The organism is Pseudomonas sp. Z1-14, from assembly GCF_051132005.1.
Classification (GTDB): Bacteria; Pseudomonadota; Gammaproteobacteria; order Pseudomonadales; family Pseudomonadaceae; genus Aquipseudomonas.
Genome location: NZ_CP071646.1, coordinates 1,665,424 through 1,686,612, shown reverse-complemented (window position 1 = coordinate 1,686,612; position 21,189 = coordinate 1,665,424). Strand labels below are relative to the sequence as shown.

16 protein-coding genes are annotated in these 21,189 nt (G+C 62.3%); 6 read left to right on the top strand and 10 right to left on the bottom strand.

Going from position 1 to position 21,189, the window contains the following annotated elements; translation table 11 throughout:
* Positions 1 to 154: 154 nt before the first annotated feature.
* Entirely contained in the window at positions 155 to 1,081 is a 927-nt protein-coding gene (locus J3P89_RS07885; protein ID WP_434656518.1) for a GGDEF domain-containing protein, read from the top strand.
* Between the two features lie 180 nt (positions 1,082 to 1,261).
* Here J3P89_RS07885 and J3P89_RS07880 read toward each other — a convergent pair whose 3' ends face one another.
* The 7 genes from J3P89_RS07880 to J3P89_RS07850 form a co-directional block, all read right to left on the bottom strand.
* The gene (locus tag J3P89_RS07880; protein WP_434697960.1) at positions 1,262 to 2,032 is read right to left on the bottom strand and encodes a TenA family transcriptional regulator; all 771 of its coding nucleotides are present in this window, start codon (positions 2,030 to 2,032) and stop codon (positions 1,262 to 1,264) included.
* A gap of 79 nt (positions 2,033 to 2,111) precedes the next feature.
* On the bottom strand, positions 2,112 to 4,571 hold the full coding sequence (locus J3P89_RS07875; RefSeq protein ID WP_434656516.1) for an EAL domain-containing protein: 2,460 nt from the start codon (positions 4,569 to 4,571) through the stop codon (positions 2,112 to 2,114).
* Between the two features lie 191 nt (positions 4,572 to 4,762).
* Positions 4,763 to 6,592 (bottom strand): ABC transporter ATP-binding protein, encoded by a 1,830-nt coding sequence (locus J3P89_RS07870; RefSeq protein WP_434697197.1) that lies wholly within the window; start codon positions 6,590 to 6,592, stop codon positions 4,763 to 4,765.
* Positions 6,585 to 7,220 carry a DsbA family protein gene (locus tag J3P89_RS07865; RefSeq protein WP_434572708.1) on the bottom strand — a complete coding sequence of 212 codons (636 nt, stop codon included), beginning with the start codon at positions 7,218 to 7,220 and terminating at the stop codon, positions 6,585 to 6,587. The genes J3P89_RS07870 and J3P89_RS07865 overlap by 8 nt, the downstream gene beginning before the upstream one ends.
* A gap of 3 nt (positions 7,221 to 7,223) precedes the next feature.
* Positions 7,224 to 8,165, bottom strand: coding sequence for a rhodanese-related sulfurtransferase (locus J3P89_RS07860; protein ID WP_434697196.1), 942 nt, complete (start codon positions 8,163 to 8,165; stop codon positions 7,224 to 7,226).
* Between the two features lie 133 nt (positions 8,166 to 8,298).
* A complete protein-coding gene (locus J3P89_RS07855) occupies positions 8,299 to 8,598 on the bottom strand; it encodes a BolA family protein (RefSeq protein ID WP_434601443.1) in 300 nt (99 codons plus the stop codon).
* 13 nt (positions 8,599 to 8,611) lie between these two features.
* The gene (locus J3P89_RS07850; RefSeq protein ID WP_030141033.1) at positions 8,612 to 9,133 is read right to left on the bottom strand and encodes a DUF2059 domain-containing protein; all 522 of its coding nucleotides are present in this window, start codon (positions 9,131 to 9,133) and stop codon (positions 8,612 to 8,614) included.
* 190 nt (positions 9,134 to 9,323) lie between these two features.
* On the opposite strand from J3P89_RS07850, the gene J3P89_RS07845 reads away from it, so the two are divergent.
* The gene (locus J3P89_RS07845) at positions 9,324 to 10,718 is read left to right on the top strand and encodes a class II fumarate hydratase (RefSeq protein ID WP_305499673.1); all 1,395 of its coding nucleotides are present in this window, start codon (positions 9,324 to 9,326) and stop codon (positions 10,716 to 10,718) included.
* Between the two features lie 169 nt (positions 10,719 to 10,887).
* Here J3P89_RS07845 and J3P89_RS07840 read toward each other — a convergent pair whose 3' ends face one another.
* Positions 10,888 to 11,850: a DMT family transporter gene (locus J3P89_RS07840; RefSeq protein ID WP_305499672.1), complete on the bottom strand. Its 963-nt coding sequence runs from the start codon at positions 11,848 to 11,850 to the stop codon at positions 10,888 to 10,890.
* Positions 11,851 to 12,039: 189 nt separating this feature from the next.
* Between J3P89_RS07840 and J3P89_RS07835 the strand changes: the two genes are divergently transcribed.
* Positions 12,040 to 12,243, top strand: coding sequence for a DUF6316 family protein (locus tag J3P89_RS07835; protein WP_305499671.1), 204 nt, complete (start codon positions 12,040 to 12,042; stop codon positions 12,241 to 12,243).
* Between the two features lie 140 nt (positions 12,244 to 12,383).
* Here J3P89_RS07835 and J3P89_RS07830 read toward each other — a convergent pair whose 3' ends face one another.
* Together J3P89_RS07830 and pap are read right to left on the bottom strand one after the other, a co-directional pair.
* The gene (locus tag J3P89_RS07830) at positions 12,384 to 13,568 is read right to left on the bottom strand and encodes a thiolase family protein (protein ID WP_434697195.1); all 1,185 of its coding nucleotides are present in this window, start codon (positions 13,566 to 13,568) and stop codon (positions 12,384 to 12,386) included.
* A gap of 106 nt (positions 13,569 to 13,674) precedes the next feature.
* The gene (pap, locus tag J3P89_RS07825; RefSeq protein WP_434697194.1) at positions 13,675 to 15,186 is read right to left on the bottom strand and encodes a polyphosphate:AMP phosphotransferase; all 1,512 of its coding nucleotides are present in this window, start codon (positions 15,184 to 15,186) and stop codon (positions 13,675 to 13,677) included.
* A 150-nt stretch (positions 15,187 to 15,336) separates the two neighbouring features.
* Between pap and mnmC the strand changes: the two genes are divergently transcribed.
* From mnmC to ngg, 3 genes are all read left to right on the top strand, one after another.
* Positions 15,337 to 17,322: a bifunctional tRNA (5-methylaminomethyl-2-thiouridine)(34)-methyltransferase MnmD/FAD-dependent 5-carboxymethylaminomethyl-2-thiouridine(34) oxidoreductase MnmC gene (mnmC, locus tag J3P89_RS07820; protein WP_434697193.1), complete on the top strand. Its 1,986-nt coding sequence runs from the start codon at positions 15,337 to 15,339 to the stop codon at positions 17,320 to 17,322.
* 266 nt (positions 17,323 to 17,588) lie between these two features.
* Positions 17,589 to 19,361 carry an N-acetylglutaminylglutamine amidotransferase gene (locus J3P89_RS07815; protein ID WP_434572693.1) on the top strand — a complete coding sequence of 591 codons (1,773 nt, stop codon included), beginning with the start codon at positions 17,589 to 17,591 and terminating at the stop codon, positions 19,359 to 19,361.
* Positions 19,362 to 19,364: 3 nt separating this feature from the next.
* Positions 19,365 to 21,110: an N-acetylglutaminylglutamine synthetase gene (ngg, locus tag J3P89_RS07810; protein WP_434697192.1), complete on the top strand. Its 1,746-nt coding sequence runs from the start codon at positions 19,365 to 19,367 to the stop codon at positions 21,108 to 21,110.
* Positions 21,111 to 21,189: the final 79 nt, after the last annotated feature.

The following is a 21,189-nucleotide window of genomic DNA, read 5'->3' as shown; positions in this document are numbered from 1 at the left end:
AGTCGGGACATTGGGACGAGACCTCCGCCAGCACAGTGAAGCGGACTAGACTCAACTCAGTGTCCTTCGGGACTGATGGATCAGTACGACGCGCAGCCCAGAGCCGCTTCACCCTCGCCGGTCAGGACCGATTCAGTTCAGGGGCTCACGCCATATGAAAACGCCCACGCAGACCAATGCTATTGATTTCGACAGCGCCAAGTTGCAGCGCCTGGGCCTCACCCAGCCGTCGGCGCTCGTGACGCGGCCGATCAGCCTGACGCAGCTGCGCCAGCAATTGGGCCAGCAGTTGCAGACCAGCCTGGAGCCGCAAAGGATTCTCGGTTTGTTCTTTCGTGAAATCCAGCGGCTGGTGCCTCTGGACGCACTGGTTTACCAGCACAAACCCAGCGACCTGCGCCTGGAGTTTGGCCAGCGCGGGCACCACAACCTCAGCTACAACCTCAGCCATGAGGGCGAGCATCTGGGTGAGCTGGTGTTTCGGCGCAACCAGCGCTTCAGCAGCGCGGAACAGAGCGACCTGGAGTCAATCCTGTCGGCGCTGTTTTTCCCGCTGCGTAACGCATTGCTCTACCGCGCCGCCACCCAAAGCGCCCTGCGCGATCCACTGACCGGAACCGGCAACCGCATTGCCATGGACCAGACGCTGGAGCGGGAAATCGACATGGCCAGGCGGCACATGCAGCCGCTGTCGTTGCTGATGCTGGACATCGACCATTTCAAACGCATCAACGACAGCCATGGGCATGGGGTCGGCGACGAAGTACTCAAGGCCGTTGCCGACTCGATCAAGGGCCAGTTGCGCAATGTGGATATGGTGTTCAGATTCGGTGGTGAGGAATTCCTGATCCTGCTGGCCAACACCAGCCGGGAAGCGGCAGCCATGGTCGGTGAACGGCTGCGTTATGCCGCCCAGGCCCAGGATTATTTTGCCGACGGCACGAGGATCGAATTGACGGTGAGCCTTGGGTGCGCGACGTTGCTGCCGGGCGAGTCCGCTGAAAGTCTCGTGCGCCGGGCGGACAATGCGCTGTATGTAGCCAAGCGCGAGGGGCGGAACCGGTTGACGATGGCGGGCTGAAACCAGGCTTCTCTGCTGGCCGACACTCCGCTTTCGCGAGCAGGCTCGCTCCCACCCAACTCCACAAAACCAATGTGGGAGCGAGCCTGCTCGCGAAGGGGCCGAACCAGTCAACGCAAGGTTGTCAGGCAGACCGCTATCGCGAGCAAGCTCGCTCCCACAGGGTGAAGCTATCGGGTATCAGTTACTGGCCAGCGCCAGCCGTTCACGGCCAGCCGAGGCTTTTTCGCCAGCGCCCGAGTGTTCCAGCTGCATGCACCTTTCCAGAAACAGATACATGTAGTCGTAGCTCTTGCAAACGGCCTGGCGCAGTTCCATCTGCCACGCCTTGCTCGGGTTCATGCCCGCCAGCGTACAGATGATTTCCAGCGCTTCCCACGGGTGGGCATCGTCATACTGGGCATGCATCTTCAGCCACTTCATGGCCCGCTTGCGGTCTTCCTCGGCGAACGCCGACGCATAGACACCGGTAGAGCAGACCAGTGCCGACCACTCCCCGGTCGCCCCCTCGATGGCGTAGTTGGTCGCGGCAATAGCCACGATCAGCGAGTCCGCCGAACTGGTGTGCCAGCACCAATGGCTCAACGCATGAAGCTCAGGCGGCACCTGCTGCGCCTGCAGGTCTTCGAGCGTCACGCCGTGAGCAGCGCTCCAGTTGACCCAATAATCGGCATGATTGAGCTCGACACGAATGTTGCGCATCAACCAACGACGCGCCATGTCCTCGCCGGGGTGGCGAGCGAAGCGGGTCTTGGTAAGGTTCTGTGCCATGTACAAGGCGAACTGTTCGACGACCGGCCAACCACCGATGAGGTAGTGGCGCATGGTCTTGGCGCTGAGCTTGTTGTCGCGCATGCGTTGATACAGTTCGTGTTCGACAACCCGGCGCTTGCTCTCGCTGCAGTCGGCAATGAGCTGCTGTGCCCATTGTGGATAACTGGCGGCGTCCATGAGCGGGCCTGTTCGGTTGAATGTGTCGATCACTGTCGGGCTCCTTCTGATTGTGATTTTTTTCGGATCAACAAGAGGTTCAGCGAAACGTGCCGGGGGCCTTGAACAACAATGGCTGAGGCCTGGCCGGCCGGCATTGCAACGTGTCACAGGTAAACAGTTGTGGACGCTCGATGACATAACCCTGGGCGAAATCCACGCCGATTTCCAACAATGCCTGTTCGATCTGAGTCGTTTCCACGAACTCGGCAATGGTGCGCTTCCCCATGACATGGCCGATGTGATTGATCACCTCGACCATTGCCCGGTTAATCGGGTCGTCCAGCATATCCTTTACGAAACTCCCATCGATCTTCAGGAAGTCTACAGGTAAATGTTTCAAGTAAGCGAATGAAGACATTCCGGCACAAAAGTCATCCAGCGAGAAGTAACAACCCAAGCTCTTGAGTTCGTTTATAAAACGAATCGCGCTGCCCAGATTGGAAATGGCACTGGTCTCGGTGATTTCAAAACAAATCATTTCCGGGGGAATCGAGTAGGCAGCGAACTGTTTACGCAGGAAATCCAGGAACGCCTGATCGCCAATGGTGGTGCCTGACAGGTTGATGGCACACATGGCCAACGGACCTTGCCGCGACTCATTCAGGCATTGGCGAATGATCTTGAACACATTCTCCACGACCCAACGGTCCAGCGAGGTCATCAAGCCGTAACGCTCCGCCGCCGGAATGAAGCTGTCCGGCAGGATCATTCGCCCTGCCTCGTCATGCAGGCGCAACAGGATCTCGATATGCCCGCCATCATGGTCACCCGGGCCCAACGCGGCGATTTCCTGGGCGTAGAGGCAGAAACGGTTTTCCTCCAGCGCCATGTGCAAGCGCTGCACCCAGGCCATTTCGCCAAAACGCAGGGACAACTCCGAGTCGTCGGCATGGTAGACCTGGACCCGGTTGCGCCCTTTCTCCTTGGCCATATAGCAGGCCATGTCGGCGGCACGCAATGAGGCTTCCAGCGTCGTCGGGCTTTGGGCGATGTGCACCAGGCCGATGCTAACGGTGGTCACGAATGGCCGGCCTTTCCAGACAAAATGCAGGTTCTGCACAGTCTGGCGCAGGCCTTCGGCGATCTTTTCCGCCGCCTCGGGCGAGCAGTTTTCCAGCAGGATGCCGAACTCGTCCCCGCCCAGCCGGGCAAGCGTGTCGTTTTCCCGCAACCCCGATTGCAGCAAGGCACAGATGTGTCGCAGCAACTCGTCGCCCGCCGCGTGGCCGCAGGTGTCGTTGACCAGTTTGAATTGGTCCAGGTCGAGAAACATCAACGCGTGGCGCCCGACCTGGCGCGTGAGGTTGTGCAGGGCCTGCTCGAGGCGGTATTCGAATTCCCGGCGGTTCGCCAGGCCGGTCAGGGCGTCGTGGGTAGCCTGCCATGACAGGTTGGCAATGTACTGGCGCTCCTGGGTCATGTCATGCAGCACCAGCACCGCGCCGCTGACTTTGCCGGCATGACGGATCGGCGCCCCCACCAGGGTCACCGACACCGTGCTGCCGTCAAGTCGCTGGATCAACTTGGAATGCTCGCTGCCGCCGCCGAGTCGTCCGCTGAGGATGTGCTCGATCAAGGTCAGGCCTTCGGTCTGGGCATTGTCGTCGAGCAGGTTGAACAGCGCCGCCAGGGGCAGCCCGGTGGCGTGCTCGGCTTTCCAGTGGGTCATCGCTTCGGCAGCGGGATTCATGTACGCAATGGCGCCTTCGACATCGGTGGTGATCACGCCATCGCCAATCGATTGCAAGGTGATCTGCGCCCGTTCCTTCTCCAGTTGCAGCGCATTGGCGAAGACCTGCCGCTGTGCCAGTAACTTGTGCGTGCGCAACAGCGCCAGCACGATCAATCCCAGCGCGGTGGCGAAATTGGTCACCAGCAACAGGCGCAGGATAAATCGCGATCCTTCGCCCAGCGCGTCGCTGAACGCCTTGGCGGCAGGGGTAACGGAATCGTTGATGGCGAAAATCTGCGCTTTCCAGCCGCGGACATCGGCCTCGGAGGCTTCTCCCATCGTGATGCTGCGATGCATCTGCCGGGCGACGTTATCCAGTTCGGTCAGGTAACCATCGCCAACCGTCCACAGATCGATGGCTTCTTCCAGATAACTGAAATGGCGAAAGTTGAGGTACAACCAGATCAGGCTGGCCACGTCGTCCGGATGATTGCCGCCCTGGAGAATCCCGACCCGCGCCGCTTCCAGATCCGGCGGCTGGCGATCCAGGGCCACGCGTAGATCGTGTCCACCCTCGGGCACGGCGATGGCCTGCTGGTATTTACGAAAAATCGCCTCGTCACGGCTGTCGGCGTAAAGATTGAGGTAATAGATAGCGTCCTTCTGGCCCTTGGACCAAAGGCTCTCCCCCGCCACGTAGCCGCGAACTGCGGACAGGACATAAAGGCTGACGCCTCCTAGCAATGCTTGAAATAGCACGACGGCGATAAAGGGCCAGACGATGCCCAACAACCGAGGCGTTCCGAGAGTCCGCTTTTGCTTCATGAGGTCCCTTGCACAGGCATTGCCAATAGAGCACCCGCGAGAATTCCGTTCCTGACTCAACAGCCTAGGCTAGTTTTCGACCCTTCGAAGGACTGGATGTTCGGATCGCCCGGCTCAGGATGGAGATTTGGAAAAATCGACGGATTTGGCTGATTTTTTTCCGATACTAAGCACAGAAAAGTGCACGAAACTCAAGGTCGCTGTATTTGTTGCAAATGACCGTAGAGCCGGGCGTAAAGGCCACCCTCGGCAATCAGCTGCAAGTGGTCGCCGTCTTCGGCGATCTGCCCGCCGTCGAACACCAATACCCGGTCAGCCTGTTTCACCGCCGACAACCGATGGGCGATGATCAACGTGGTGCGCCCGCTCAGGAACCGCGCCAACGCCTGGTGAAGGTTGTATTCCGTAGCCGCGTCCAGCGCGGACGTGGCTTCGTCGAGAATCACCACGCGCGGATCGGCCAGGACCATACGGGCGATCGCCAGTCGCTGGCGTTGCCCGCCCGACAGCCTCACACCGGAACGCCCGACGATGCTCTCCAAGCCCATGGGAAGCGCACGCACTGTTTCGTCCAGTTGGGCAATCGCCAGGGCTCGCCAGCACGCCTCATCGCTGCGCTCACGGCCCATGGACAGATTGGCGCGCACCGTGTCGTTGAACAGCGCCGGATGTTGCAGGACCACCGCGACATTTTCGCGGATGGTTTCCAGGCCGATCTCTTGTTGCGTTGCGCCGCCGAAGCGGATGCTGCCGGACTGTGGCGTGTAGAGCCCCAGCAGCAGTTGCACCAGGGTACTTTTGCCGCCCCCGCTGGCCCCGACGATGGCGACCTTTTCCCCCGGCGAAATGGACAGGTTCAATTGGTCGAGCACCTTTTCCTCGCCGTAACCGAAGCTGAGCCCCTGGATGTCGATGCCCACGGTGTCGCGCCCCTTGAAAGGATCGACGCCACCGCTGTACTGGGGCTCATCGGCGCGCGCCAGCAGTTCGTTGATACGGTTCAATGCCCCACCCGCCGCGTAATAGGCGTACTGCAAGTTAAGCAGTTGCTCGACCGGGCCGATCATGAACCACAGGTAGCTGAACACCGCGAGCATCTGGCCGATCGACAGATCGGAGAACAGCACGGTCAGCATGGCCGCCGCGCGAAAAATATCGATGCCGAACTGGAACAGCAAACCACTGGCGCGGTTCGAGGCGTCGGTTTTCCACTGCGAGCTCACCGCATAGTCGCGCACTTCCCGGGCGCGCGTGCCCAGGCGTCCAAGGAAAAACCCCTGGCGATTGCCGGCGCGCACTTCCTGGATCGCATCCAGGGTTTCGGTCAGGGCCTGGGTGAAGCGCGAGGTGCTGTCATTCTCCAGCTTCTTGAGGTGCTTGACCCGTTTGCCCAACTGCACCGTGGCGTAGATCACCAGCGGGTTGAACAGCAGGATCAGCAGCGCCAGTTCCCAATGCATCCATACCAGGATGCCCGCGGTGCCTACCAGGGTCAGCATCGCCACCAGGAACCGGCTCAGGGTTTCGCCAACAAATTTGTCGAGGGTGTCCAGGTCGGTGACCAGATGCGTCGTCACCGTGCCGCTGCCCAGGCTTTCGTATTCGCCGAGGGAAATCCGCTTGAGGCGCTCGATCAACCGAATGCGGATGCGATAGACAATGTCCTTGGCGAGACTGGCGAACAGCCGCGCCTGCAACACGTTGAACAGCAATGCGCCGCAGCGCAGGGCCAAGGTCACCAGCAACATCAATCCGATGTAGCCGGCAGCGCTCTGCCAAGCGCTCGGCAACGCCTGATTCATGACCTTCAATGCCGCGTCGCCGTGGCCCAGCAGGACTTCGTCCACGAGCAGCGGCAGCAACAACGGGATCGGTACGCTGCACAGCGTCGCCAGCACGGCGACGCCGTTGGCGATCCACAGGGCTTTTTTGTGCGTAAGGGCCAGGCGACGGATTTCCGTCCAGCTCAACCGGTCGATGCGCCGCGAGGTCGATGCGTCATCTGCGGGCAGGTCAGGCACAGGCCGCACGCTCCAGCCAGCGTCCCAGCAATGGCGACAACTGGTCCAACGGTTGGTAGCCGTTGGTCAGCAAGGCCAACTGGCCGTCCCGTTCGGCCAGCATCGTAGGGAATCCGGCGATGCCAAGGTCTTGCACCCAGGTGAAGTCGGCGGCGGTGGCGGCATGCTGGTCGGCGCGGTCGAATGCCGCGGCAAACTCGATGCGTGGCAGCCCGGCCTGTTCGGCCAGTTCCACCAGGACGCTGGCGTGGGTCACGTCGCGACCTTGCACATAAAATGCCTGCTGGATCAGCTTCAGTAACTGCCAGGCCAGGTCCGGCGCCAGGCTGCGGGCCGTCACCAAGGCGCGGCATGCGGGTTCGGTGTCATAGACAAAACCGTCCGGCAACGCGCCTTCAAGCTTGAACGGCTGGCCGGTGGCTTGGGTAACGGCCTGCCAGTGTTCGAGAATGTAGCGTCGGGTCGTCGGCTCGAGAGCCGAACCGCTGCCGGTGCGCAAGCCGCCCACCACCAGGTGCAACTCCACGCCCGCCGCCTGCGCCTGCTCGGCCAACGCTTCGGCCACTGGCGCGAAGCCCCAGCACCAGGAACACATCGGGTCCATCACATACAGCAGGCGCGACGCCATGGCTCAAGCCTCGGAAGATGATTGCTTGTAGTTGTAGCCGATCGGATGCGGCATGTTGCGCGCCTTGGCCAGTTCGATCTGCTTTTGCCGGTCGATGGCGCTGCGACGGGTCTTTTCGCTCAGTTTGTCCCAGCAATGCGGGCAACTGATGCCAGGCGAATAATGCTCCGAAGCACGATCCTCTGCGCTGATCGGGGTGCGACAGGCATGGCACTGATCGTAGTCGCCTTCGCTGAGATCGTGGCGCACGGTCACGCGGTTGTCGAAGACAAAGCAGTCGCCGAGCCATTTGGTCTCTTCCTGGGGCACCTCTTCGAGGTATTTGAGGATCCCGCCCTTGAGGTGGTAGACCTCTTCGAAACCCTCACCGAGCATGAAGCTCGAGGCTTTTTCACAGCGGATGCCGCCGGTGCAGAACATCGCGACTTTCTTGTGCCGGGCCGGGTCGAAGTTGGCTTTGATGTACTCGGGAAACTCACGGAAGCTGGCGGTCTTGGGATCGATAGCGCCTTCGAAGGTACCGATGGAGACTTCGTAATCGTTGCGCGTGTCGATCAGCAGCACTTCCGGATCGCTGATCAGCGCGTTCCAGTCTTGCGGTTCGACATAGGTGCCGACCCGCTTGTTCGGGTCCACGCCTTCTACGCCGAGGGTAACGATCTCTTTCTTGAGCTTGACCTTGGTGCGGTAGAACGGCTGCTCGTCGCAGTAGGACTCCTTGTGGTCGATGTCGTCCATGCGCGGATCGTTCTTGAGCCAGGCCATCAGCCCGTCGATGCCTTCGCGGGTGCCGGAAACGGTGCCGTTGATGCCTTCCTCGGCAATCAGCAAGGTACCTTTGATGCCGTTGTCGAGCATCGCCTTGAGCAGGGGCTCACGCAGCTCGACGTAATCTTCCAGGGTGACGAACTTATACAGTGCCGCCACGACAATCGGTGGTGTCATGGGTATCTCTCCAGGTGGCTACCCTCGCAAAGGGTGAACCGGATGCGAAAAAAAACGCGCCGGGGTGAGCGGCGCGTTGCGGATTCTAGCAAAAAACATGTGGCTTTTGGAGCAAGAGCCTTTGTCTCAAATATCAGTGCTTACTGCCGCCGGCACAGGTCGGCGACGCCGGGGCTGCGTCGACCTGGGCCCATTCTTCAGGCGTGTAGGTGTGCAGCGCCAGCGCATGGAATTCGCCCATCAGCTCGCCCAACGTACCGTAGACCTTCTGGTGCCGCTTGACCCGATTGAGCCCCTCGAACTGCTGGCTGACCACCACTGCCTTGAAGTGGGTCTCAAGCCCACGGCTGTGCATGTGGCTTTCATCGAGCACTTGCAGGTGCTCGGGCTGCAGCAGCCCGAGGGTCGATTCAATGCGTTGTTGCATGCTCATGCCAGGGCTCCGCTTATGGCTTTTTCTTGGCCGGGGCGGCGGCTTTCGGCTCAAGCTCGGCGGTCATGTCGGCCAGCAGCTTGTTGACCACCGGCACCGCGCTTTCCAGCTTGGCCTGGGTCAGTTGCGCCGATTGCTGGGTCAGCTGCGGCATTTTTTCCAGGACTTTCTTGCCCAGAGGAGACTGATAGAAGGACACCAGGTCCTTGAGCTCCGATTCGCTGAAGTTGGAGGTGTAGAGCTTGACCATGTCCGGCTTGAGCTTGTTCCAGCCGATCGCCTGGTCCAGCGCGGCATTGGCCTTGGCCTGGTAGGTTTCCAGGGTGGCTTTTTTCGACTCGGGAGCCTTGGTCTGCTCAAAGCGCTGGGCAAACATCTGCTGTACTTGCATGTACACCGGGGTACCCAGCTTGTCAGCGTGCGCCAGGGTCAGGAACGCTTCGGCACTGGCGTTGTGGCTGGCGGTATCGGCAAGAACAGGGCCGCTGGCACACACCAGAGCAACTGCGGTACAGATGGCACGAAGACGGGTCATCGAGTTTCCTTTTCTAACAGGCGAGGTAAAACCCCAAGGGCGACCATTCTGCGCCTAAAAAACGCCGGGGCTCAACCCTGTACTTGGCTCGACTGATTGACGGGCCGAACCGGCCAGCCCTAGATTGAGGGAACCGGTGACGCCCGTCAGGGCCTAAACTGCGCATTCAGCCCTACAGGAGTTTGACCCGATGAGCCGTATCGAAACCGACAGCCTTGGCCAGGTTGAAGTCCCGGATGAAGCCTATTGGGGCGCCCAGACACAGCGCTCGATGATCAACTTTGCCATTGGCAACGAACGCATGCCGCTGTCGGTGCTGCATGCCCTGGCGCTGGTCAAGAAAGCCGCCGCGCGGGTCAACGACCGCAACGGTGACTTGCCCGCCGACATCGCCCGCCTGATCGAACAGGCGGCCGACGAGGTGCTGGCCGGCCAGCATGACGATCAGTTTCCCCTGGTGGTCTGGCAGACCGGCAGCGGGACCCAGAGCAACATGAACGTCAACGAGGTGATTGCCGGGCGCGCCAACGAGCTGGCGGGCAACCCCCGTGGCGGCAAGAGCCCGGTGCATCCCAACGACCATGTCAACCGGTCCCAGAGCTCCAACGACTGCTTCCCCACCGCCATGCACATCGCCGCCGCCCAGGCCGTGTACCAGCAATTGCTGCCGGCCATCAGCGAGTTGTCCGGCGGCCTCGCGGAACTGGCGGCGCGCCACATGAAACTGGTCAAGACCGGCCGCACCCACATGATGGATGCCACGCCGATCACGTTCGGCCAGGAACTGTCCGCTTTCATTGCCCAACTCGACTACGCCGAGCGGGCGATCCGCGCTTCGTTGCCGGCGGTCTGCGAGCTGGCCCAGGGCGGCACGGCGGTGGGCACCGGGCTCAATTCGCCGCACGGTTTCGGCGAAGCGATTGCCGCTGAACTCGCGGCGCTGTCCGGCCTGCCGTTTGTCACCGCGCCGAACAAGTTCGCCGCGCTGGCAGGTCATGAACCGCTGACCACATTGTCCGGCGCGTTGAAAACCCTGGCCGTGACGCTGATGAAAATCGCCAATGACCTGCGTCTGCTGGGCTCCGGGCCACGGGCGGGATTTGCCGAAGTGAAATTGCCGGCCAACGAACCGGGCAGCTCCATCATGCCTGGCAAGGTCAATCCGACCCAGTGTGAAGCCTTGTCGATGCTGGCGTGCCAGGTATTGGGCAATGACGTGGCGATCGGTTTTGCCGCCAGTCAGGGACACTTGCAGTTGAACGTGTTCAAGCCGGTGATCATCCACAACCTGCTGCAATCGATCCGCCTGCTGGCCGATGGCTGCAGCAACTTCCAGCAGCACTGCATCGCCGGCCTCGAACCGGATGCCGAGCAGATGGCCGCGCACCTGGAGCGTGGTCTGATGCTGGTGACGGCGCTGAATCCGCATATCGGCTACGACAAGTCGGCGGAGATCGCCAAGAAAGCCTACGGCGAAGGGCTGACGCTACGGGAGGCAGCGGTGCAGCTGGGGTATCTGACGGATGAAGAGTTCGACGCCTGGGTCAGGCCGGAGAACATGCTGGAGGCGGGTGGCCAGGGCTGAGTTGTGCGTTGATCAATAGCCCGCCATCGCGAGCAAGCTCGCTCCCACAGGGAATTTGTGTGAACCGCGCTATCGCATCCACCCAAGCTCCACTGTGGGAGCGAGCTTGCTCGCGATGAGGCCGGCAGGCTCGACATCACTGTGCCTGACAGTCCGATCCCACAGGGGGCTAACGCCCGAGCGCCAGGCGTTCGCGCCGGGCCCTGAGCCCGGCGATGAGCGATGGCCCCAGCGCCACCAGCGCCGACCCCAATACCACCAACACTGCCCCACCGTAACCCAGCAGATTGATCTGCTCGGCATGCACATAGTCGGGCCACCACCAGGCAGCCATCGCCACGGCCGCGAAGGTCACCAGCGGCGTGATCGCCAGCGTCGCGCTGACCCGCGAAGCCTCCCAATGCGCCAACGCCTCGGCGAACGCGCCATAGGCAATCAGCGTATTGAGGCAGCAGGCCAACAATAGCCAGCCTTGCAGCGGGCTCAGTTGCAACGCTTCCAGTGGATGCACCCAGGGCGTGAGCAACAGCGCGCAGAACAGGTAGATCACCATCATCACCTGCAGTGAATTCCACACCGTCAGCAATTGCTTCTGGCCCAGGGCATAGAACGTCCAGACGGTCGAGGCCAGCAATACCAACAGAACGCCAGCGGTGTACTCGCTCAGGGATGTCAGCAATTCGACGAGGCGCTGATTGAAGAACAGCGCAAAACCGATCAGCAGCACCAGCAAACCAATGCCCTGCCCCACGCTGAAACGCTCCTTGAATACAAACAGGCTGGCGACCAGCAGCATGATCGGCCCCATCTGCACCACCAGTTGGGCGGTGCCGGGGCTCAGGCGGTTCAGGCCCATCAGGTACAGCACATAATTGCCCACCAGCCCCAGCACCGCCATGCCTACCAGCCAACCGCCACGGGGCCCGAGCACCTTGCGGCTGGGCAGGCGTCGGGTTGCCGCCAGGTAGATGAACAGCAGGCCACCGGACACCGTCAGCCGAAACCAGGTCACCGTCACCGGATCCATCACCTGCAGCACTTGCTTGAGCTTGATCGGCAGGATTCCCCACAACAAGGCGGTCAGCAGGGCGAGGAACAGGCCGTAGACCCAGCGACCGGACGATATGTGCATGCAACCCTCGAAGCCAAGACATGAACGAGCATTCTAGGTCCGAATCGCTCGGCAACACAGGGACAGTTGGCGCTGCGACGCTGATGGAATTGTAAGGGTCGTAGCCGTCGATCGGCTGGACAGGCGCAAAACGGCGGCACCACATATGCTCAATTGAAACGACCACGCAGCCCCCAAATGGAGACCGAAATGCCTGGAACGCGCGCCGAAGATACAGATGCTCCCAAGACGATTTACCGCAGCAGCGATCGGATCGTCCGGGAAAATGGCAAGTTCTATTTCGATACGCGCGAAGGCACCCAGGAAGGTCCGTTCGAAAGCCGCGAGGCTGCGGAGCGGGAGATAGCGGCGTATATCCAGCGGATGCTGCAGCTGACCAAGGTTGCCAGCTAAGCAGAAAAACCCGTGGCGAGGGAGCTTGCTCCCGCTGGGCCGCGAAGCGGCCCCCTACGGTTTACCCCAGGAAAAAAGCGGCGACTGCTTCGCAGCCGAGCGGGAGCAAGCTCCCTCGCCACGAAAGGCTTGGGCTGCGTTTATCTGACCGCCTCGAACAACCCCGTTGCCCCCATCCCGCCGCCCACGCACATGGTCACGACGCCGTAGCGCAGGCTGCGCCGTTGCAGCTCACGCACCAGATGCCCCACCTGCCGCGAGCCGGTCATGCCGAACGGGTGACCGATGGAAATCGAGCCGCCGTTGACGTTGTATTTCTCGTTATCGATCTCCAGTCGATTGCGGCTGTACAGGCACTGGGATGCAAACGCCTCGTTGAGCTCCCACAAATCGATATCGCCGATCTGCAAACCCTTGACCTGGAGCAATCTAGGCACCGAGAACACCGGGCCGATGCCCATCTCGTCCGGCTCGCAGCCGGCCACGGTAAAGCCACGGAAAAATGCCTTGGGCTTGAGCCCCAACGCCAGGGCTTTTTCCAGGCTCATCACCAGGGTCATCGAGGCGCCGTCGGATAACTGCGAAGAGTTGCCCGCCGTCACCGAACCGTCTTCGGCGAACACCGGTTTCAGCCCGGCCAGGCTTTCATACGTGGTATCGGGGCGGTTGCAATCATCGCGATCAACCACCCCGTCAACGATCTGCACCGCACCGGTGGTCTTGTCCTCGACCCGGTATTTCACCGCCATCGGCACGATTTCATCGTCGAACAGCCCGGCTGCCTGGGCCCGGGCAGTGCGCTGCTGGCTCTGCAAGGCGTAGCGGTCCTGCTCCTCGCGGCTGACCTGGTAACGGCGCGCGACGATCTCGGCGGTCTGGCCCATGGGGAAGTAGATCCCTGGCACCTGCTCCTTGAGCAACGGGTTGATCAGGTTGTCAGTGTTGACGCTTTTCATCGTCAGGCTGATGGATTCCACGCCACCGGCGACGATGATCTCGCTGCAGCCGGAGGCGATCTGGTTGGCGGCGATGGCGATGGCTTGCAGGCCCGAGGAACAGAAGCGGTTCAGTGTCATCCCGGCCGTGCCGATGCCCAGCTGCGAGAGCACCGCCACGTTGCGCCCGATGTTATAGCCTTGGGCGCCTTCGTTGGAACCCGCGCCGACGATGCAGTCCTCGACACTGGCCGGGTCGATATCATTTCGCGCCAGCAACGCGTTGACGCAATGGGCCGCCATGTCGTCCGGGCGGGTCATGTTGAACTTGCCGCGAAAGGACTTGGCCAGGCCGGTCCGTACGCTGTCGACGATCACCACTTCACGCATGGCGGATACCTCATTGTTGTTATCGGTTCAGGAGTGGATTCGAGGATAAATCCAGCCCATAACCGAACGCGACAATCATTCACCCCGCGTATGCGCCGCCATCGGCCTATTTCTTTTTGCGCGCCTGCCTGGCGGAACGTTCGAACGCGGCCTCCAGCGCGTCGTTGAGCGTGCGCAATACCTTGACCCGGGCCCAACGCTTGTCGTTCGCTTCGACCAGGGTCCACGGCGATATCTCGGTGCTGGTGCGATCGACCATGTCGCAGACCGCCGACCGATAGGCATCCCACTTGTCACGGTTGCGCCAATCATCCTCGGTGATCTTGAAGCGCTTGAACGGGATTTCCTCGCGCTCCTGGAAGCGCTCCAGTTGGGTCTCCTTGTCAATGGCCAGCCAGAACTTCACCACCACCACGCCGGCATCGGCCAGTTGTTCTTCGAAGTCGTTGATTTCACCGTAGGCCCGCAGCCAGTCGGCACGGCTGCAAAAACCTTCGACCCGCTCCACCAGTACCCGCCCATACCAGGAGCGGTCGAACATGGTGAACTTGCCCCGCGCCGGAATGTGCCGCCAGAAACGCCACATGTAGGGGTGGGCGCGTTCTTCCTCGGTGGGCGCGGCAATCGGCACGATGCTGTACTGACGCGGGTCGAGCGCCGCGGCGACCCGGCGGATCGCCCCGCCCTTGCCCGCCGCGTCGTTACCTTCGAACACCGCCACCAACGCGTGCCGGCGCATGCGCTTGTCCCGCAGCAGGCCGGCGAAGCGGGCCTGCTCGGTGATCAACTGCTCCTCATAATCGGCCTTGTCCAGGCGCAGCGTCATGTCGAGGCTGTCGAGCAAGGTTAGTTGGTCGTCCAGTGCCGGCAATGCTGCCACGTTGACTTTTTCCGGGCTGATCTTCGGTCGGTCCAGGGCCTGGCGCAGGCCTTCGAGCAAAATCTGCCCGACCGCGAGGCTGCGATAACAGGCATCCACGCCTTCGATCACATGCCAGGGTGCGTAGTCGCGACTGGTGCGGCGCAGCACGCGCTCGCCGTATTTGACGAACTTGTCGTAGGTCTGGGACTGCTGCCAGTCCAAGGGGCTGATCCGCCAGCTGTGCAGCGGGTCGTCCTTGAGACTTTTCAGGCGGGCCTTCATCTGCTTCTTGGAGAGGTGGAACCAGAACTTGAAGATCAGCGCGCCCTCATCGCAGAGCATCTTCTCCAGACGCTCGGCGCCGTTGATCGCCTGATCGAGCCGCGGGTCCTTGAACTCGCCGTGCACCCGCCCCTGGAGCATCTGGCTGTACCAGTTGCCAAAAAAGATCCCCATCCGCCCCTTCGCTGGCAGCATCCGCCAATAGCGCCAGGCCGGCGGCCGCGCCAGTTCCTCGTCGGTCTGCTGGTCGAAGGTGCGCACCTCGATCAGCCGCGGATCCATCCATTCGTTGAGCAGCTTTATCGTCTCGCCTTTGCCCGCGCCTTCGATGCCGTTGATCAGGATGATGACCGGGAAGCGGCCTTGCTGATGCAACTCGTACTGAGCTTCGAGCAATGCTTCACGCAATGCCGGCACCTCGGCTTCATAGGTTTCTTTGTCGACGACGTGACCGATTTCAGCGGATTCGAACATGGACAGCTCCTTCCAGGAATGGGGCAAGACTAGCGGATTGGATACGCCGCTGCGCAGCAGATTCCCTTCAGACATGCCCACGCTTGCCGTGGATCAGGCATTGCGGCGCTGATCGGCTAGAATGGCGACCTTGTTTTGACCGAGCCAGCCATGACGCCCATCCAGCACCACGCCCAACTCGACTGGGATGACCAGGGTCGCCCCCGCTCCCGGGTATTCGGCGACGTGTATTTCTCCGACCAGTCGGGCCTGGAAGAAACCCGCTACGTGTTCCTTGCGCAGAACAACCTGGCCGAGCGTTTCGCCGCGCTGGCGGAGCACGGACGACTGGTGATCGGCGAAACCGGATTTGGCACCGGGCTGAATTTTCTCTGCGCCTGGCAGCTGTTCGAAGAATGCGCACCGACCGGTGCGCGCTTGCATTTCGTCAGCGTCGAAAAATTTCCCCTGAGCCCCGAGGACCTGCGTCGGGCCCTTGCCCTGTGGCCGGAGCTCAAGTACCAGGCTGATCAATTACTTGAGCAGTACGTCGCGATTCACCAGGGTTTCCAGCGCATGACCCTGGCGGGCGGGCGAGTGACATTGACCCTGTTGATTGGCGATGCACTGGAGCAACTGCCGCAGCTGGACGGACAGATCGACGCCTGGTTCCTCGACGGTTTTGCCCCGGCGAAAAACCCGGAGATGTGGACCGCCGAGCTGTTCGCCGAACTGGCGCGGCTGGCAGCGCCCGGCGCCACCCTCAGCACCTTTACCAGCACCGGTTGGGTGCGCAGGCTGCTCAATGCGGCGGGCTTCAAGATGAAGCGCACCCCGGGCATCGGCCACAAGTGGGAAATTCTCCGTGGGGTATTTCTCGGCTGGCCGGACCAGGTGCCCAAACCCGCCCCGGCCAAGCCCTGGTACGCCCGCCCCGCCCCGCCGGCTGGCGAACGCCATGCGCTGGTGATCGGCGGCGGCCTGGCCGGTTGCGCCAGCGCGGCGAGTCTCGCGGCCCGCGGCTGGCGAGTGACCTTGCTGGAGCGTCACGCCGGGTTGGCCGAGGAAGCGTCCGGCAACCCCCAAGGCGTGCTGTACCTCAAGTTGTCGGCCCACGGCACGGCGTTGTCGCAGATGATCCTCAGCGGTTTCGGCTACACCCGGCGCTTGCTCGAAAACCTGCAACGGGGCCTCGACTGGGACGGATGCGGAGTCTTGCAGCTGGCCTTCAACGAGAAGGAAGGCCAACGCCAGCGCCAACTGGCCGAGGCGTTTCCCGCGGGTCTGCTGCGAATTGTCGATCGCGCCGAAGCCGAGGCGCAGTCCGGTATCGGCCTGGCCTGTGGCGGCCTGTTCTATCCCGAAGGCGGCTGGGTACACCCGCCAGCCCTGTGCCGCTGGCAAGCCTCGGCTGCTGCGATTACCGTGCAGCCACATCGCGAAGTGCTTGAACTGCGACGTGTCGACGGCCAATGGCAGGCTTGGGACGGCGAACGTTGCCTGGCCAGCGCCCCGGTGGCAATCCTCGCCAGCGCTGCCGAGATCAAACGCTTCGAACCGGCGGCCGAGTTACCCCTCAAGCGCATTCGCGGGCAAATCACGCGGCTGGCGCAAACCACCCGCAGCCAAAGCCTGGCGACAGTGGTCTGCGCCGAAGGCTACGTGGCGCCACCGCGAATGGGCGAGCACACCCTGGGCGCCAGTTTCGATTTCCACAGCGATGACCTGACCCCCACCGCCGCCGAGCACGCCGGCAACCTGCAGATGCTCGAAGAAATCTCCCACGATCTGGTGGACCGCCTGAACGCCGATACCCTCGATCCGCAGCGCCTCGAAGGCCGCGCGGCGTTCCGTTGCACCAGCCCCGATTACCTGACGATTGTCGGACCGCTGGCTGACAGCCGGGCGTTCGTCGAAACCTACGCGGCCCTGGGCAAGGATGCGCGCCAAGTGCCGGACACGCCGTGTCCCTGGCTCGACGGCCTGTACGTCAACAGCGGGCACGGCTCCCGAGGCCTGATCACTGCGCCGCTGTCGGGCGAACTGATCGCCGCCTGGCTGGACAACGAACCGCTGCCACTGCCGCGAAGCGTCGCCGAGGCCTGCCATCCAAACCGGTTTGCCTTGCGGGCGGTGATTCGCGGCAAGGCCAATTGACGACTGGCCACCCCTTCCCCTGTGGGAGCGAGCTTGCTCGCGATAGCGGTAGATCAGCTGAGATGGTAGCGCCTGACACGACGTCATCGCGAGCAAGCTCGCTCCCACAGGATCCTCACTAGTCTGAATGACCTGCGATCCCCACCCGTCGGCTTATAACGCATCGATATAAAACTCAGAGCAATCCCTCCGGTCAGTTTCAGAGTACCCGCCATTTCGGTGTGTACGGCTTGACCCCTCCCCAACGGAAAAACCGGTAAGGACTTATGTGCGGATTAGCTGGAGAGTTACGTTTCGATCAACAACCTGCGGACCTTGCGGCCGTAGAGCGCATCACCCATCACCTGGCCCCTCGCGGCCCTGACGCGTGGGGTTTTCATAGCCAGGGGCCGATCGCCCTCGGCCACCGGCGCCTGAAAATCATGGACCTGTCCGATGGTTCGGCCCAGCCGATGATCGACAATCAACTGGGCCTGTCCCTGGCGTTCAACGGCGCGATCTACAACTATCCGGAACTGCGCAGCGAACTCGAAGGCCTGGGCTACACCTTCTACTCTGGCGGCGACACCGAAGTGTTGCTCAAGGGTTATCACGCCTGGGGCGAAGCCCTGCTGCCCAAACTCAATGGCATGTTCGCCTTCGCCATCTGGGAACGCGACGCCAAGCGGCTGTTCATTGCTCGCGACCGTCTCGGCGTCAAGCCGCTGTACCTGTCGCGTACCGGCCAGCGCCTGCGCTTTGCCTCGGCGCTGCCGGCCCTGCTCAAGGGTGGCGACATCAATCCGGTGCTTGACCCGATCGCCCTCAATCACTATCTGAATTTCCACGCGGTCGTCCCGGCGCCACGCACCTTGTTGGCGGGCATTGAAAAACTGCCACCGGCGACCTGGATGCGCATCGAAGCGGATGGTCGCACCGAGCAGAAAACCTGGTGGACGCTGCCCTACGGCCCACGGGCCGATGAACAGAACCTCAACCTGGAAGACTGGATCGATCGCGTGCTCGACAGCACCCGCGAAGCCGTCGCCATTCGCCAGCGTGCCGCCGTCGACGTGGGCGTGCTGCTCTCGGGCGGCGTCGATTCGAGCATGCTCGTCGGCCTGTTGCGTGAAGTGGGCGTGGAAGACCTGTCCACCTTCTCCATCGGCTTCCAGGACGCCGGCGGCGAGCGCGGTGACGAGTTCCAGTATTCGGACCTGATCGCCAAGCACTACGGCACCCGCCATCATCAGTTGCGCATCGATGAGAAAGAAATCATCGAACAACTGCCGGCTGCGTTTCGCGCCATGAGCGAGCCGATGGTCAGCCACGACTGCATCGCCTTCTACCTGCTGTCGCGGGAAGTCGCCAAGCACTGCAAGGTGGTGCAAAGCGGCCAGGGTGCTGACGAACTGTTCGCCGGTTACCACTGGTATCCGCAAGTGGACGGCGCCAGCGACCCGTACGCCGCCTATCGCGCCGCGTTCTTCGACCGCAGCTATGAAGAATATGCCGCGACCGTGCAGCCTGAATGGCTGACGGCCAACGACGCCGCCGGTGACTTCGTCAAGGAGCACTTCGCCCAGCCGGGCGCCGATGCGGCCGTCGACAAGGCCCTGCGCCTGGACAGCACCGTGATGCTGGTGGACGACCCGGTCAAGCGCGTCGACAACATGACCATGGCCTGGGGCCTGGAAGCGCGCACGCCGTTCCTCGACTACCGGCTGGTGGAGCTTTCGGCACGGGTGCCGGCGAAATTCAAGCTGCCCGATGGCGGCAAGCAGGTACTCAAGGAAGCGGCCCGCCGGGTGATTCCGAGCGAGGTCATCGACCGCAAGAAAGGTTATTTCCCGGTCCCGGGCCTCAAGCATTTGGAAGGCAACACCCTGGCCTGGGTTCGCGAACTGCTGCTGGACCCGAGCCAGGATCGCGGCTTGTTCAACCCGACCATGCTCGACCGTTTGCTGACCGACCCCAACGGCCAGCTCACGCCTTTGCGCGGCTCGCGGTTATGGCAATTGGCGGCGCTGAACCTGTGGCTCAGCGAGCAAGGAATCTGACTGATGAAACCCCACCCGACCCTTCACAACCAACGTCTCTTGCGTGGACAACCACCGTCCTACGAACGCTTGCAGGCGCGCCTGGCCGAAGATGGCAGCGAACTGGGCGCCGCTCCGATCGCCGTGCATTGCGGCTGGGGCCGCTTGCTCATCGGCCATACCTTTCCGGACCCGGCGACCCTGGCCCAGGAGCTGCTCAACGAGCAGCCCGGCGAACGTGACATTGCCTTGTATGTCGCCGCGCCGCAGCAAGTGCTGGGGCTGGAACCGGCGCACCTGTTCCTTGACCCGTCGGATACCCTGCGCCTGTGGTTCAGCGATTATCGCCAAGCCACGCGAGTGTTTCGCGGCTTCCGGATCCGCCGGGCCCAGAGCGAGAGCGACTGGCAAGCCATCAACCAGCTCTACCAGGCTCGCGGCATGCTGCCCATCGATCCCGAGCGCCTGACCCCGCGTCACCAGGGCGGCCCGGTGTACTGGCTGGCCGAAGACGACGACACCGGCGCGGTGATCGGCAGCGTCATGGGCCTCAACCACCAGAAAGCGTTCAACGACCCGGAAAACGGCAGCAGCCTCTGGTGCCTGGCGGTGGACCCGCAATGTTCGCGGCCTGGCGTCGGCGAAGTGCTGGTGCGCCATCTCATCGAGCATTTCATGAGCCGTGGCTTGAGCTACCTGGACCTGTCGGTGCTGCACAACAATCGCCTGGCGAAAAATCTCTATGCCAAGCTCGGTTTCCGCAACCTTTCGACCTTCGCCATCAAGCGCAAGAACGGCATCAACCAGCCGCTGTTCCTCGGGCCGGGGCCCGAGGCGCAATTCAACCCGTACGCGCGGATCATCGTCGAGGAAGCGCACCGGCGTGGCATCGAAGTGCAAGTGGATGACGCCGAGGCGGGGCTGTTCACCCTGGTGCATGGCAGCCGGCGGGTGCGCTGCCGGGAATCGCTGAGCGACTTGACCAGTGCGATCAGCATGACCCTGTGTCAGAACAAGAGCCTGACCCACAAGGTGCTGAAAAATGCCGGTCTGAACCTGCCGGCGCAACAGCTGGTGGGGAATGCCGACGACAACCTGGCGTTTCTCGACGAACACGAGCGCGTGGTGGTCAAGCCGCTGGACGGCGAACAGGGCCAGGGCGTGGCGGTGGACCTGCGGACCATCGAGGAAGTCCAGAACGCCATCGAAACGGCCCGACACTTCGACAGCCGCGTGCTGCTGGAGAGCTTCCACGAAGGGCTCGACCTGCGCATCCTGGTGATCGGTTTTGAAGTGGTGGCGGCGGCGATCCGGCGTCCGGCGGAAGTGATCGGCGACGGCCAGCACACCATTGGCGCGCTGATCGAGGCGCAGAGCCGGCGGCGGCAGGCGGCTACCGGGGGTGAAAGCAAGATCCCGATGGATGCCGAGACCGAGCGAACGCTGAGCGCGGCCGGGTATGCCTATGACAGCATGCTGCCGGCGGGTGAGCATCTGTTTGTCCGACGCACCGCAAACCTGCATACCGGCGGCGTGCTGGAAGACGTCACCGCGATCCTGCATCCGACCCTGGCCGATGCAGCGGTGCGCGCCGCGCGGGCGCTGGACATCCCGATGGTCGGCCTCGACTTGCTGGTACCGGCGGCCGATCAACCGGAATATGTGTTCATCGAAGCCAACGAACGCGCCGGCCTGGCCAACCACGAACCGCAACCCACTGCCGAGCGCTTTGTGGATCTGTTGTTTCCCCATAGCCAGGCAGTGGTCTGACTCAAATCTCTCCGTGGCGAGGGAGCTTGCTCCCGCTCGGCCGCGAAGCGGTCGCTCAGGCCCCGAGGTCTGAAAAGAA

Bases quoted from the DNA above. Each gene is read 5' to 3' on its own strand.
- J3P89_RS07885 (WP_434656518.1), top strand. From the start codon at position 155: ATGAAAACGCCCACGCAGACCAATGCTATTGATTTCGACAGCGCCAAG.
- J3P89_RS07880 (WP_434697960.1), bottom strand. From the start codon at position 2,032: ATGGACGCCGCCAGTTATCCACAATGGGCACAGCAGCTCATTGCCGAC.
- J3P89_RS07875 (WP_434656516.1), bottom strand. From the start codon at position 4,571: ATGAAGCAAAAGCGGACTCTCGGAACGCCTCGGTTGTTGGGCATCGTC.
- J3P89_RS07865 (WP_434572708.1), bottom strand. From the start codon at position 7,220: ATGGCGTCGCGCCTGCTGTATGTGATGGACCCGATGTGTTCCTGGTGC.
- J3P89_RS07860 (WP_434697196.1), bottom strand. From the start codon at position 8,165: ATGACACCACCGATTGTCGTGGCGGCACTGTATAAGTTCGTCACCCTG.
- J3P89_RS07855 (WP_434601443.1), bottom strand. From the start codon at position 8,598: ATGAGCATGCAACAACGCATTGAATCGACCCTCGGGCTGCTGCAGCCC.
- J3P89_RS07850 (WP_030141033.1), bottom strand. From the start codon at position 9,133: ATGACCCGTCTTCGTGCCATCTGTACCGCAGTTGCTCTGGTGTGTGCC.
- J3P89_RS07845 (WP_305499673.1), top strand. From the start codon at position 9,324: ATGAGCCGTATCGAAACCGACAGCCTTGGCCAGGTTGAAGTCCCGGAT.
- J3P89_RS07840 (WP_305499672.1), bottom strand. From the start codon at position 11,850: ATGCACATATCGTCCGGTCGCTGGGTCTACGGCCTGTTCCTCGCCCTG.
- J3P89_RS07835 (WP_305499671.1), top strand. From the start codon at position 12,040: ATGCCTGGAACGCGCGCCGAAGATACAGATGCTCCCAAGACGATTTAC.
- J3P89_RS07830 (WP_434697195.1), bottom strand. From the start codon at position 13,568: ATGCGTGAAGTGGTGATCGTCGACAGCGTACGGACCGGCCTGGCCAAG.
- pap (WP_434697194.1), bottom strand. From the start codon at position 15,186: ATGTTCGAATCCGCTGAAATCGGTCACGTCGTCGACAAAGAAACCTAT.
- mnmC (WP_434697193.1), top strand. From the start codon at position 15,337: ATGACGCCCATCCAGCACCACGCCCAACTCGACTGGGATGACCAGGGT.
- J3P89_RS07815 (WP_434572693.1), top strand. From the start codon at position 17,589: ATGTGCGGATTAGCTGGAGAGTTACGTTTCGATCAACAACCTGCGGAC.
- ngg (WP_434697192.1), top strand. From the start codon at position 19,365: ATGAAACCCCACCCGACCCTTCACAACCAACGTCTCTTGCGTGGACAA.